At 64.2% G+C, this 13,650-nt stretch carries 13 protein-coding genes; 9 read left to right on the plus strand and 4 right to left on the minus strand.

The features are described 5' to 3' along the window. Nucleotides 1-486: 486 nt before the first annotated feature. From KAJ83_RS02495 to KAJ83_RS02525, 7 genes are all read left to right on the plus strand, one after another. Nucleotides 487-1,500, plus strand: a complete 1,014-nt coding sequence (locus KAJ83_RS02495) for an amino acid ABC transporter substrate-binding protein (protein WP_210680428.1) — start codon at nt 487-489, stop codon at nt 1,498-1,500. 324 nt (nt 1,501-1,824) lie between these two features. Then, a complete protein-coding gene (locus KAJ83_RS02500) occupies nt 1,825-3,024 on the plus strand; it encodes an amino acid ABC transporter permease (protein ID WP_210680429.1) in 1,200 nt (399 codons plus the stop codon). Between the two features lie 3 nt (nt 3,025-3,027). Continuing rightward, complete coding sequence (locus KAJ83_RS19180; RefSeq protein WP_246484158.1) at nt 3,028-4,473, plus strand: amino acid ABC transporter permease; 1,446 nt, start codon at nt 3,028-3,030, stop codon at nt 4,471-4,473. Nucleotides 4,474-4,572: 99 nt separating this feature from the next. Beyond that, nucleotides 4,573-5,322 carry an amino acid ABC transporter ATP-binding protein gene (locus KAJ83_RS02510; RefSeq protein ID WP_210680809.1) on the plus strand — a complete coding sequence of 250 codons (750 nt, stop codon included), beginning with the start codon at nt 4,573-4,575 and terminating at the stop codon, nt 5,320-5,322. A 131-nt stretch (nt 5,323-5,453) separates the two neighbouring features. Beyond that, nucleotides 5,454-5,921: a hypothetical protein gene (locus KAJ83_RS02515; RefSeq protein ID WP_210680430.1), complete on the plus strand. Its 468-nt coding sequence runs from the start codon at nt 5,454-5,456 to the stop codon at nt 5,919-5,921. A gap of 106 nt (nt 5,922-6,027) precedes the next feature. After that, complete coding sequence (locus KAJ83_RS02520; RefSeq protein WP_210680431.1) at nt 6,028-6,591, plus strand: copper chaperone PCu(A)C; 564 nt, start codon at nt 6,028-6,030, stop codon at nt 6,589-6,591. 32 nt (nt 6,592-6,623) lie between these two features. Then, nucleotides 6,624-7,232 (plus strand): SCO family protein, encoded by a 609-nt coding sequence (locus KAJ83_RS02525; protein ID WP_210680432.1) that lies wholly within the window; start codon nt 6,624-6,626, stop codon nt 7,230-7,232. A 17-nt stretch (nt 7,233-7,249) separates the two neighbouring features. Here the strand turns inward: KAJ83_RS02525 and KAJ83_RS02530 are convergent, their stop codons facing one another. Continuing rightward, the gene (locus tag KAJ83_RS02530; protein ID WP_210680433.1) at nt 7,250-8,035 is read right to left on the minus strand and encodes a copper chaperone PCu(A)C; all 786 of its coding nucleotides are present in this window, start codon (nt 8,033-8,035) and stop codon (nt 7,250-7,252) included. A gap of 139 nt (nt 8,036-8,174) precedes the next feature. Here KAJ83_RS02530 and KAJ83_RS02535 point away from each other — a divergent pair, with 139 nt between their 5' ends. Together KAJ83_RS02535 and KAJ83_RS02540 are read left to right on the plus strand one after the other, a co-directional pair. After that, nucleotides 8,175-9,179 carry a ketopantoate reductase family protein gene (locus KAJ83_RS02535; protein ID WP_210680434.1) on the plus strand — a complete coding sequence of 335 codons (1,005 nt, stop codon included), beginning with the start codon at nt 8,175-8,177 and terminating at the stop codon, nt 9,177-9,179. Nucleotides 9,180-9,219: 40 nt separating this feature from the next. Next, nucleotides 9,220-10,242: a TAXI family TRAP transporter solute-binding subunit gene (locus tag KAJ83_RS02540; RefSeq protein ID WP_210680435.1), complete on the plus strand. Its 1,023-nt coding sequence runs from the start codon at nt 9,220-9,222 to the stop codon at nt 10,240-10,242. Between the two features lie 10 nt (nt 10,243-10,252). Here KAJ83_RS02540 and acpS read toward each other — a convergent pair whose 3' ends face one another. From acpS to KAJ83_RS02555, 3 genes are read right to left on the minus strand one after another with little or no spacing between them, the layout of a single operon-like run. Then, on the minus strand, nt 10,253-10,690 hold the full coding sequence (gene acpS, locus KAJ83_RS02545) for a holo-ACP synthase (RefSeq protein WP_210680436.1): 438 nt from the start codon (nt 10,688-10,690) through the stop codon (nt 10,253-10,255). Further along, nucleotides 10,687-11,274, minus strand: a complete 588-nt coding sequence (locus KAJ83_RS02550; RefSeq protein WP_210680437.1) for a DUF2062 domain-containing protein — start codon at nt 11,272-11,274, stop codon at nt 10,687-10,689. The genes acpS and KAJ83_RS02550 overlap by 4 nt, the downstream gene beginning before the upstream one ends. Before the next feature lie 49 nt (nt 11,275-11,323). Continuing rightward, complete coding sequence (locus tag KAJ83_RS02555; RefSeq protein WP_210680438.1) at nt 11,324-13,492, minus strand: RelA/SpoT family protein; 2,169 nt, start codon at nt 13,490-13,492, stop codon at nt 11,324-11,326. Between the last annotated feature and the right edge of the window lie 158 nt (nt 13,493-13,650).

Raw genomic sequence — 13,650 nt, forward strand, 5'->3', positions numbered from 1 at the left:
CGGCCACGATTTGCGCGATCCCCCTCCGATCGAGAGAGGAGGTTACCGAACCGCCCCATCTCTCGGCAATCTCCATAAAAGGACGGGCATTCGGCCGCAAAATTCGATCTTCTCGCGGGGGGTCGATAATTAAATACTGGAATGCGGTGCGGAGTCCTGCCAGTCTATACGCACAAATGATCACGCGGCGATCGGAATTTGCCGTTTCGCCGCCTTGCCGGGTCGGCGAGGCGGTGGAGGTGGAAGCCGGCGGACAGCGTGATCACCAGGGGCTTCACGGGGACTTCACTTTGCGACACGACTTGACGGGCGAAGACCGCGTTCAAGCCCCTTAGGGGCCGTTCGGCGCCAAGCCGGTGAGGGAACTGCCCTTGCCGCGTGATGGTGCCATTCGGCTTTGGGCTAACAGGGTCGGCATTCCGGATCCGTGGCCGCTCGGGCCCGGGCGGCAGCCGGCGCAGACTGAAGCATAGGGGTAACAACAGCATGAAACTCAAAACGCTGATGGCCGCCGGCGCGGCACTGGCGTTCGGGGCGACGGTCGCCAACGCGGCCACGCTCGACGACGTCAAGGCCAAGGGCTATCTCGACTGTGGCGTCACGACCGGTCTGGCCGGTTTCGCCTCGCCCGACGACGAAGGCAACTGGACGGGCTTCGATGTCGATTTCTGCCGCGCCATGTCGGCCGCGATCTTCGGCGACCCGGACAAGGTCAAATACACGCCGACAACGGGCAAGACGCGCTTCACGGCGCTGCAGTCGGGTGAGGTTGACGTGCTGGCGCGCAACACCACCTGGACCCTCAGCCGCGATGTCGACCTCGGTTTCGAGTTCATCGGCGTCAACTACTATGACGGCCAGGGCTTCATGATCCGCAAGGACATGGGCATCACGTCCGCCACGCAACTCGACGGCGCGTCGGTTTGCATCCAGTCCGGCACGACGACGGAACTCAATCTGGCCGACTACTTCCGCACCAACAATATGAGCTTCACCCCCGTCGTGGTCGAGGACTCCGCGGAAGCCCGTCAGAACTATGACCAGGGCGCGTGCGACGTCTATACGACGGACCGTTCGGGCCTGGCCGCGCAACGCGCGGTTCTGCAGGAGCCGGACACGCACATGCTGCTGCCGGAAATCATCTCCAAGGAGCCGCTGGGTCCGCTCGTTCGTCACGGCGACAACCAGTGGGGCGACATCGCCCGCTGGACGTTGAACGCCCTGGTTACCGCCGAGGAGTTCGGCGTCACCTCCGAGAACGCGGATTCGATGCTTGAGTCCGAGAACCCGGAAATCCGTCGCTTGCTCGGCTCCGAGGGTAACCTCGGCGGCATGCTCGGCCTCGAGGCCGATTGGGCGCTGAACGCCATCAAGACGGTCGGCAATTACGGGGAAATCTTCGAGGCCCATATCGGCCCGAACACCCCGGTCGGCCTCGATCGCGGGCTGAACGCGCTCTACAAGGATGGTGGCATCCTCTATTCGCCCCCGTTCCGGTGAGAAATCGGGCCGCGGATCCCGAAAGGGGTTCGCGGCCCTTTTCTTTCGCGCATCGAATTTCGGTGCGCGGGCTTCCATCGATTCTTTTGGTATTTCGAAGTGTATAAGCAAAAAGGCATTGGAGAAGCGATCGAGACCCCGGACAGTCCGGGTCGGTGTCGCGAACTCCGGGCTTCAACTCTGGCTTAGGAATCCAGCGGGGGGATTCACGAGCAAAGCGGCCCGGTAACCGTCGGGGGGCGGTAGCCGGATCGGGGCACGCGCTTCCCGCCACTCCATGAATGGGGGGCGGTATCGCGCGAGGATCAGGGGGTAAAACGGCACATGGCTGTGGAAATCGGCAGCAGTTCGGCGCCGAAGGCGAGCTTTTGGCGCGATCAGCGCAATCGAGCGATCATGACGCAGGTCGTCGTCATCTCGTTGTTCGTGGCGTTCGTATGGTTCATCGTCGACAATACGATCGAGAATCTGGCACGGCTGGGGATAGAGCCCGGCTTCGAGTTCCTGGGCGAAATCGCCGGCTTCATGCCGACGAGTCCGAACTTCAACCTGACCAATTTCGACATGAACTCGTCGACCCATGGGGACGTGTTCCTGCTGGGGCTGGTCAATACGATCCTGATATCCTTCTGCGGTATCGTGCTGGCGACCGTCGTCGGCTTCATCGTCGGCGTGCTGCGGCTCAGCAGCAACATGCTGATATCCTTCGTCGCGGCGATCTATATCGAAGGCACGCGCAACGTGCCGCTGCTGCTCCAGATCCTGATCTGGTATTTCGGCGTCTTCCTCTCGCTTCCGAATGTGCGCAGTTCGCTCGACATCGGCGAGGTGATATTCCTCAACGACCGTTACCTGACCTTCCCGGTGCCGGTGCCGGAACCGGGCTTCATGCTGTTTCCGATCTCGCTCATCCTCGCGATCGGCGCGGTCGTGGTGCTCGCCAAATGGGCCAAGAAGCGCCAGGACGCGACGGGAGAGCAATTTCCGGTCTTCTGGACGTCGGTCGGGCTCGTGACCGTCCTACCGCTGCTGGCCCTGATCGTCACCGGTTTCCCGGTCACATGGGATATTCCCTCGCTACAGGGCTTCAATTTCCAGGGAGGGACACAGGCGCCCGCCGCCTTCTGGGCACTGCTCGCGGCGCTTACCTTCTATACCGGGGCCTTCATCGCGGAAAATGTGCGCGCCGGCATCCAGGCGGTCAGCCATGGCCAGACGGAGGCCGCCTTCGCCCTCGGCCTACGGCCCGGCCTGACCATGCGCAAGATCATCATCCCGCAGGCATTGCGCGTTATCGTGCCGCCGACGACCAGCCAGTATCTGAACCTGACCAAGAACTCGTCGTTGGCGATCGCCATCGGCTATCCGGACCTGGTGAACGTTTTCACCGGCATCTCCCTGAACCAGACCGGCAATGCGGTCGAGATCATCGCGCTCACCATGCTCGTCTATCTGACGATCTCGCTGCTGATCTCGCTGTTCATGAACTGGTACAACAAGCGCATCGCGCTGGTGGAGCGGTAAGCCATGACGGATATCTCCTACGTCAAGACCGAGCGCCATGAGAGCCTGCCGCCGCCGAAGTCGGAGGTCGGGATCATCCACTGGCTGCGTTCGAACCTTTTCAGCACTTGGTATAATTCGATCGGGACAGTCGCGGTCCTCTACCTGTTCTATCTGGTGGTACCGCCGCTGGTCGATTGGGCCCTGATCTCGCCCGTCTGGGACGCGCAATCGAACCAGGATTGCCGCTTCGAGGGGGCGGGCGCCTGCTGGGGCTTCATCGGCGCGCGCATCAACCTGTTCTTCTATGGCTTCTACGACATGGAGAACTATTGGCGACCGACATTGGTCGGATTGATGCTGCTGTTCCTGGCGATACCGATCCTGTTCGAGCAGGTGCCACGCAAGGTGGCGAGCGGCGGGTTCGCCCTATTCGCCCTGTTCTGGGCGATCTGGGCGATCGGCGGCATCGGCACCGTGGCCAGCCTCAACCTCGCCGTCGCCGCCGGCGTCTTCCTCTTCCTGGCGGCGGTCGCGATCGCATCCTATCTGAAGGCGCCGCGATCGGCCTGCGCGATCGCGGTCGTCGCGGCCTTTCCCTGGCTGTCGGTCTCGCTGCTCTACGGTCCCCTCAATGTGGAAAGCCTTCAATCCGGCTTCGGCATCGCGATCTACGCCATCCTGCTGATCGGCGGCGGGGCCCTCGGCCTATGGTCGCGCCAGCGGCGGGACGCATTGGGAACGATGGTCGGTTTCCTTCTGGCCTATGCCGCGCTCGTCATCATCTATATGAGCTGGGGCATGGACCTCACCGTCCAGCCGACCAACACCTTCGGCGGGCTGATGTTGACGCTGGTGCTCTCGGTCGTCGCCATCGGCGTGTCGCTCCCGCTCGGAATCGTGCTGGCGCTGGGCCGCCGCGCGCACACCATGCCGGCGGTTCAAATGCTCTGCATCGGCTTTATCGAGTTGGTGCGCGCCGTGCCGCTCATCACCATCCTCTTCATGGCGCAGTTCATGCTGCCGCTCTTTCTGCCGGAGGGGGTGAATTTCGACAATGTCGTCCGCGCGCTGGTCGGCGTCTCGATGTTCGCCTCCGCCTACATGGCGGAGGTGGTGCGCGGCGGGTTGCAGGCGATTCCAAAGGGACAGTTCGAGGCGGCGGATTCCCTCGGCCTCAATTTCTTCCTGAAGATGCGCCTCATCATCCTGCCGCAGGCCCTGAAGATCGTGATCCCCGGGATCGTCTCGACCTTCATCGGCTTGTTCAAGGATACCTCGCTGGTCAGCATCATCGGCCTCATGGACCTGTTGCTGATCGCTAAATCCTCGGTCACGGATTCGAAATGGCTGGGGTTGGAGCACGAGGCCTATTTCTTCATCGCGCTCATCTACTTCGTCTTCTGTTTCGGGATGTCGCGATACTCGATCTATCTGGAGCGCAAGCTGCATACCGGCCACAAGCGCTAGGACCACGACCATCGCGCGCCGGCCCTGGAAACGATCGGGCGGCGCGCCCGAGGAGGAGTTGCAACGATGGCGAACACCGCGGAAAGCACGGGGGCGGCGATGGAAATCTCCGACGAGGTCGCGATCCAGATCAACGGGATGCACAAGTGGTACGGCGATTTCCACGTGCTGAAGGATATCAACCTGACCGTCCATCGGGGGGAACGGATCGTGGTCTGCGGCCCGTCCGGGTCGGGCAAATCGACAATGATCCGCTGCATCAACCGGCTGGAGGAACATCAGCGCGGCAGCATCGTCGTCGACGATATCGAGCTTACCAACGATCTGAAGAACATCGATGCCGTGCGCATGGAAGTCGGCATGGTGTTCCAGCACTTCAATCTGTTCCCGCATCTGACCGTGCTGGAGAACTGCACGCTGGCGCCGATCTGGGTGCGCAAGGTGCCGAAGAAAGAGGCGATCGAAAGCGCCATGACCTATCTGGAGCGGGTGAAGATCCCCGAGCAGGCCCATAAATATCCGGGCCAGCTTTCCGGCGGTCAGCAGCAACGCGTGGCCATTGCCCGATCGCTGTGCATGAACCCGCGCATCATGCTGTTCGACGAGCCGACATCGGCCCTCGACCCGGAGATGATCTCGGAAGTGCTCGATACCATGATCGATCTGGCGCAAAGCGGCATGACCATGATCTGCGTAACCCATGAAATGGGCTTCGCCCGCAAGGTCGCGAACCGCGTGATCTTCATGGATGGCGGCGAGATCATCGAGCAGAACGAGCCCGAAGCCTTCTTCAACAACCCGCAGAACGAACGCACGAAGCTGTTCCTGAGCCAGATCCTCAATCACTGAGGATCGCGGCCGGATACAGCCGTGCGACGGCGTAAAACCACCGGAAACGGCCGCGACACGCCGACGCGTCGCGGCCGTTTGCACGGCTTTCCCGTTGACGGCACACCCCGGACACGGGGATAAGTCGGGTTATGAGGAGCCCCGCCCCGCATAACCGGCCGATGGCCGAAGCACGGCGCGCCCGGTCCGGTGCACCGCGACGCCGGTGCTTCAAGGCGCTCTCCACCCTGGCTGCCGGGCTCTATCTGCTGATGGCGTTGGGCGCCGGGTTGGGCTTTCGCCCGGCAGTTCCGCAAGCGAACGGAGCGCCCCTTCCCTCCCCGGAGCTAACGGCGGCGAGCGCGGTCGCCGGGCCGATCTGCTACGGCGCGGCCCAGCCCGTGGCGGATAATACCCCCTGGGGACCGGGCAACGATATCCTCTGCCCCGCCTGCCTTCTCGCGAAGTCCTTGTGCGCGCCGATATCCGTGCCGACGACGCCCGTCGCCCAAATGGCGACGCCGGAGCCCCTCAGCTATCTGCTTCCCGGCGGGCGGGCCCCCTTCACCGTAACCGAGGCGGCGCCACCGCCTCCGCGCGGTCCGCCGGAAACGGTCTGATCCCACCCGACCTTCCCAGACATTAAGGGGCCGACGCGGCGCGCAACGAACGTGAATGCTTCGGCAGCACTAAGCGTCCCGCCCCGCAGAGTGATGGAGACAGACCATGCGCCTATCCAATCGTTTCATCTTGCCGGTGCTGACCGCCGGTGCCCTCGCCCTTATCGCCGCCACGACGCTCGCGATCCAGTTCCTCGCGGTTTCCACCCCCGCCAGTGCCCATGAGGCAGACGATCATGACCATGTGATGCACGGCCATCTCGCGCTCATGGAGGCGTGGGTTCGTGCCACGCCGCCGGGCGCCAAGGTGGGGGGCGGCTATCTCACGATCCATAATGACGGCGCGGAAGGCGACCGCCTGACCGGCGGCAGCGCCGGCTTCGCCGACCGGGTCGAGGTCCACGAGATGAAGATGGAAGGCGAGACGATGAAGATGCGCCCCTTGCCGGATGGCCTGGCGATTCCGGCCGACGGCGCGGTGTCGCTGGAACCGGGCGGGTTGCACATCATGTTCATGGGGCTGAAGCAGCCGCTGAAGGAGGGCGGGACGGTTACCGTGACGCTCGACTTCGAGAAGGCCGGCCCGGTCGAGGTGCCGTTCCACATCGCCCCGATGGGGGCGAGCGGTCCTGGGCACGATCACGGACACGACAACGCCCCGGCCGAATAAAGTCACCCAATGCATAAGGAGGCGGGAGACAGATGCCACGCACCATCCCCCTGATCATCGTCGCCGCGGTCGCGATCCTGCTCGCGGCCGGCGGGGTCGCCTGGACCATCCTCTCCTCGCAGCCGGACGGCCCGCGATCCACCAAGACGGACGGCCCGCAAATCGGCGGGCCGTTCGACCTGGAGACCACGGGCGGCGAACGGGTGAGCGAAGCGGATTTGAAGGGCAAGCCCTTCGCCATCTTCTTTGGGTTCACCCATTGCCCGGATGTCTGCCCGACCACATTGAACGAAATGGCGGGCTGGATCGACGCGCTGGGCGAGCAGGCCGACGATATGCGCTTCGCCTTCGTCACGGTCGATCCCGCGCGCGACGACGCGGAGACCATGACCTATTACGTCGAGGCCTTCAGCGACCGCATCATCCCGCTGACCGGGACCGAGGCGGAAATCGACTCCATGGCGAATACCTACAAGATCTACAAGGAGAAGGTCCCGCTCGACGACGGCGAGGACTATACGATGAACCACACCGCCGCCGTCTATCTGATGGATGCGGAAGGGGAATTCGTCGACGTCATCAGCTTCAAGGACGAGCAGGATCAGGCACTAAGGAAGCTGCGCGCCCTTGTCGAGGGCTGATAGTCGGACATTTCCCCCTACTCTATGGCGACACTGACAGTGCCGGCGATCGGCACGCCCGCCACGGCATAGGCGCGATGATCGTTGGTGTTCAGCACCACCTCGATCTCGTGCCGGCCGGGGGCGAGCGGCTCCGTCTCGTAGCGGGGGCCATAGATACGGCCAATCTTGACCCCGTCGATATAGAGATGGGCATGGCCCTTGCCGGGGGTGTGCGGTCCATCGACCGCGCCCCGGTCGAAGGTGAAATTCTCCAACGCCAGTTCGAGAGCGACACGCCCATCCGCCATCGGCGAGGCGCCGAGCGCAAGGGTCGGAACCGGCTCCCCCGCCGACGCGGGTTCGTATAGAACGCTGCCATGCGCGTCGGCGGCGATGGGCGTGGCCACATAGGCCTTGACCGGAATCTTGCCGGCCCGCTCGAAGACGAGGGTCAGCACGGCGGAATCGCCGACACTGACGGGCTGCCCGATATTCGACAAGTCGATATAGGCGCCGCCGGGGCCGAGCGTCACGATGCTTTCGGCCGGAATATCGATATAGGGCGTGGCGCCGCCGGCGGCGGTCGGCCCGTGGAACCCGCAGCCCCAGGCCAGATCGGTCGCGACGCCGATCAGGCGATCGGCCTCGCCCGCGCCGTTGGCGATGGTCGCGAACAGCTTCGCGTCACGCGGTGCCTCCGGCGTGGCGACGATCCGCGCATCCTGCACGACGAGATCGCCGCGCCCCAAGGTCAACAGATAGGCCGCGCCGGCCGCCGCGATGACGGCGACGAATCCCAATCCGACCAACAGCTTCCTCATCGCTTCCGTCTTCTCCTCCGCCATGCCGGCACGGCCTGGGCTTGCATGCCGGCACGGCCTGGGCTTGTCACATGCGTCAGGATAGCAGACCTTTCGGATACGCGGCACGATCCCGCGCGACAACCGGGAACGGAGAAGAATGCGTATCACGATTTTCGGTGCCGGCGCCGTCGGCGGCACGATCGCCGCGCGCCTGGCGGCGGCCGGACAGAGCGTCAGCGTCGTCGCACGCGGCGACACGCTGGCCGCGATCGAAGCGAACGGCCTGATTCTGGCGGAGGACGGAACGGAGATCACCGCCCCCCTGACCGTCACCGACGACCCGGCGACATTGCCGCCCCAGGACGTCGTGCTGCTGGGCCTCAAGGCGCATCAGATCGAGCCCGCCCTACCGGCGATCGAGCCGCTTCTATCGGCCCGGCCGCTCGTCGTGCCCGCGATCAACGGTCTTCCCTGGTGGTATTTCGAGGGCGTGGCCGATCACCCCCCAGGAGGGGCGCGGATCGACAGCGTGGACCCGAACGGCGCGCTGGCGCGGGCCTTCCCGGCCACGCGCCTGTCGGGATGCGTCGTCTATGTCGCGGCCCGGACCCTGGCCCCCGGCCGGGTGGAAAGTTCCGGATATCGCCGCCTGATCCTTGGCCCCGTGCTCGGAACCTCGCCCGACGGGCTGGAGGATTTCGCCGCGACCCTGGCTAATGCCGGATTCGAGGCGCCGATCGATCCGGACATTCGGCAGGCCGTTTGGATGAAGCTTTGGGGCAATCTCTGGGCCAATCCAATCTCGGTCCTGACAGCCGCCCCCATGGGGCCGATCACGGACGAGCCGGCCGTGCGCGCGACGGCGCGCCGGATGATGGAGGAGGCGCAAGCCGTCGCCGCACGGCTGGGCGTGGTGCTGGACGAGGATATCGAGGATCGGATCGACCGTCCCGGCAAGAGTCTGCCTGATTTCCGCACCTCCATGCTCCAGGATTTCGACCGCGGCCGGCCGATCGAATTGGAGGCGATCCTGGGCACGGTGCGCGAACTGGCGCACCGCCTGGATATCCCCGCGCCGACGATCGATACGGTCTATGGCCTAACCCGTCTGCGCGCGCGCATGGCGGCCGAAGGGAACGGCGACGACGTCCGGCCCGACTAGGCCAATTGACGCTACAAGCCGCGCGGGCGTATGAAGGACCATGCTTGCCCGCGCCCTTCTCCTGCTGCTCGCCCTTCTACCGCTCATCGGTGGCGCCTCCACGTCCGTGCGGGCGGGCCCGTTGGAAACCGAGGAGAGTCTGACCTTCTTCCGAATCGGAACCGGCCCGACGGCGGAAACACTCTATGCGCTCGGGACCGCGATTTCCGCCGGGATCAGCCGTCCACCAGGCGGCAGCCCGTGCGACCAGGGCGGTATTTGCGGGGTTCCGGGCCTGATCGCCGTGGCGCAAAGCAAGGGTGGGTCGATCGAGAACCTGGAATCGCTGGCCGACGGCGACCTGGAAAGCGCGCTGGTCCATGCGGACATGGCCTATTGGGCCTATAATGCCTCGGGCCCGTTCCGGCATCGCCCTCCCGCCGCATCCCTTCGTGTCATCGCCAATCTAACGCCCGTGGCAATGCATCTGGTCGTGCGCGCCGATTCCGATATCGAGATGGTCGATGACCTTCGCGGCCGCGCCGTCTCCCTCGGGCCCAGCGGGTCGGGCACGGTCTCGAACGCGTTGTTGCTGATGCGCACGCATGGCCTGCCGTTGGAGGATTTCAGCGCGCGCTTCCTCAACCCCGGCCCGGCGAGCGACCAACTCGCCAACGGCGAGATCGACGCGCTGTTCGAGGTCGGTGGTCCTCCGATCGCAGCGATCCAGGCGCTGGCGGAGCGCGTACCGATCCGCCTGATCCCTATAGACGGCTATCCCGCCCGACAGATGCAAACCCTCTATCCCTTCCTGAGTTCCGGCACGATCCCGGGGGCGCTTTATCGCGATGTCCCGGAAACGCCGACCCTTTCGCTGGGCGTGCAATGGGTAACGCGGCAGGATCAACCGGACGCATTGATCGAAAGCATCACCCGCGCCCTCTGGCAGGGTACGTCGCGCGAGCTTTACCTCTCGGACAATCCGGACGGCCGGTTTCCCGATATCGAGGATGCCGCCGCACCCTCCGCCATCCCCATGCATGCGGGCGCCCGGGCCTATTACGATCAGGCGCTGGGGAGTTGACGGTCGGCGGCTAAAGAACCCGTTTCGCCTCGAAGGCGGCGCGCTCGCCCTCCGGAACGGCGGAGAGGATCACCGTCGCCTGGGCGAGCCCGCTCTCGTCCGTGAGCGAGACATCGACCAGCGGCGCGTAACCGTCCGGGATCAGGCTCAACATCCGCGCGCGCGCACCGCCATGGAGCACCAGCGTCGGCTTGCCCGAGCGTAGCGGCACCACCTCCATGTCGCGCCAGAAGACGCCCTTGCGGAAACCCGTGCCGAGGGCCTTGGAGCAAGCCTCCTTCGCCGCGAACATCTGGGCCAGACGGTCGGCGCGCTTGGCCGGGCGGCGTGCCGCCCGCGCCCTTTCTCCCTCGGTATAGAGGCGCAGGAGAAACCGCTCGCCGAAGCGTTCCACCGTGCGTTCGATCCGCGCGATATCGCACAGATCGACACCGAGCCCGATGATCATCGCCTACCTCCCCGCGTTCGCCCGGCCGCCACTTCGACGGCGCGACGGGCGCGTTCCATGGTCTTGCTCTGACGCCGCAGGAAACGCCTATGCTGATAGCCAGCGATCGCCCGACGCAACGGAAAGAAGAAGGCCGCCCAGACCGGGGCGAAAACGGTGACGCCGCCGACCGCCATCGGCAGGAAAACCTCCCAGGGGTGATCGAGCAGGTAGCCGAAACTGAGCCGGTGCGTCTGCAAATCCTCCGCGCTGACTCCCAGGATCAGATTGCCGAGCTTGAAGATGCCAAGCCAGATGAAGGGAAAGGTCCAGGGATTACCGACGACCGTTCCGATCGCGGAAGCCAGGACACTGCCGCGGGCGAAATAGGCCATCAGCCCCGCGAACAGAATGTGGAACCCCATGAAGGGGGTGAAGCTGATCGCCGCGCCGAAAGCGAACCCGCAGGCGATCGCATAGGGCGTCCCCGGCATGCGGCCCAACCGATGGCGAAAATACTCCACCCACCGCGCCCAGCCGAGCGACGGCCAGAAAGCCTCCCTCACCCGCGCCACGACCGCTCGTTTCTTCCGCCGTTTGAACATTCCCCTCGTCTTTGGACGCCCCGCGCCCTTACCCGTTACCCCTTGGTTGCTAACCGCTTTGCGCGCGTTCGACCGAGTTGACAAGAACCGAAGCGCGAAGGGCCGCGATGATATTGTTGAGCTGCCGCACGTCGTGAACCTCGATATCCACCAGAAGACCGAAGAAATCCTCGCTCCGGTCGATGAACTTCAGGTTCGTGATATTTCCGCCATCGCGCCCGATGACGCTGGTCAATGCCGCCAGCGCACCCGGTTCGTTGCTGAGCACGGCGGAGATTCGGCCGACGAAGCTATTGGTTCCCTCCCCGGTTTCCCAGCCGACATCCAGCCAACGTTCCGGCATGTCGGAGAAGCTTTCCAGCGTCGGGCAATCCACCGTATGGATCGTCACCCCCTTGCCCGTCGTCACGATACCGACGATACGGTCCCCCGGCAGCGGATGGCAGCATTTCGCATAATGGATCGCCATGTTCGGAATCAAACCCCGCAAGGGTACCGTACTGCCACGATCCTCGCGCGTCATGCCGTCGGCGCCGCCCCCCTTCGGCTTGACCTTGCGCTGGGGCTGCTGCTGGTCCTTGGCGCCCGGATAGACGGCATAGAGCACCTCGCGCCCCGTGACCCGCCCTTCCCCGACCGCGACATGCAAATCTTCCACGGAGTCCACCCGGAAGCGCTTGAGCACGCCTTTCAGCGCCTTCTCCGTCAGTTCGTAATGAAACTGATGAAAGATCTTCTCCACGATCTCGCGGCCAAGACGCAGATACTGCTCGCGCTGCTGGGAGCGGATGAAGCGCCGGATACAGGCCCGCGCCTTGCCCGTGACGACGAAGCTCTCCCAGGCCGGGCTCGGCGTCTGCGCCTTGGAGGTAACGACCTCCACCTGATCGCCGTTCCGCAATTGCGTGCGCAACGGCATGATCCGTCCGTTGACGCGCGCGGCCGTGCAGCGGTCGCCGATATCGGTATGGACCGCATAGGCGAAATCGACCGGGGTCGAACCACGCGGCAGGGCGAAGAGATCGCCCTTGGGCGAGAACACGAAGACCTGATCGGAGAACATCTCCATCTTCGTGTGTTCCAGGAAATCCTCCGGGCCGGCCGCGTTCTCCAGAATCTCCAGCAATTCACGCAGCCAGCGGTACTGCCGGCCTTCCGTGCTGGGCGCGCTGCGTGATTTCCCGGAATCCTTGTAGCGCCAATGCGCCGCGACGCCGAGTTCCGCGACCTCATGCATCTCACGGGTACGAATCTGAATCTCGATGCGCTGATTCTCCGGACCGATCACGCCGGTATGGAGCGACCGGTAACCGTTCGGCTTGGGCAGCGAGATATAGTCCTTGAACCGTCCCGGCACCGAGGAATACCGGGCATGGATTACCCCCAGCACGCGGTAGCAATCGGCCACCGTGTCCACGATCACCCGGAAAGCCATGATGTCGGACAGTTGCTCGAAGCCGACATTCTGACGCTGCATCTTGCGCCAAATCGAATAGGGCGATTTCTCGCGACCGCTGACCTCGGCCGCGACACTTTCCTTCTCGATCAATTCGGCGAGCGTCACGCGCACGCGCCCGATCAGGTCGCCGCCCCGCTCGCGCAGAAACGCAAGCCGCTTGATGATCGAGGCGCGGGCATCCGGATTGAGCTCCTGGAAGGCGAGATCCTCCAGCTCCTCCTTCCAGTCACGGATACCGATGCGTTCGGCCAGCGGCACATAGATATCCATTGTCTCGCGCGCGATGCGCCGGCGCTTCTCGCTCGCCTTGATGAAATGCAGCGTGCGCATGTTGTGCAGCCGGTCGGCGAGCTTGACCACCAGGACCCGGATATCCTGGGACATGGCGAGGACCAGCTTGCGGAAATTCTCCGCCTGCTTGGAGCGATCCGATTGCAGTTCCAATTGGGAGAGCTTGGTAACGCCGTCGACGAGGCCGGAGATTTCCGGACCGAACAGGTCCCCGATCTGGGCGACGGTCGTCTCGGTGTCCTCCACCGTATCATGCAGCAGGCCGGTGATGATCGAGGCGCTGTCGAGACGCTTCTCGCTCAACAGGCCCGCGACCTCGACCGGATGCGAGAAATAGGGATCGCCCGAGGCGCGTTTCTGCGTGCCGTGCGCGCGCATGGTGAAGACATAGGCCCGGTTCAGCGCGTCCTCGTCCGCGCCGGGCTCGTAGGTCTTCACACGCTCGACCAATTCATATTGGCGCAACATCGCCGGAAACCGCCCGTATCACCGCTCGAACCAACCGCCTTACGCGAAGAAGACACGCAATGACGAGCCCCTGCAAGGCCAAGCCGCATGGCACTTCGGAGAGGGTCGGCACCGAACCGTGCCTCGCGAATGGCATGGGGCTTGCGACCAATTTGCAT

The organism is Marivibrio halodurans (assembly GCF_017963645.1).
Taxonomy (GTDB): Bacteria; Pseudomonadota; Alphaproteobacteria; order UBA8366; family Aestuariispiraceae; genus Marivibrio; species Marivibrio halodurans.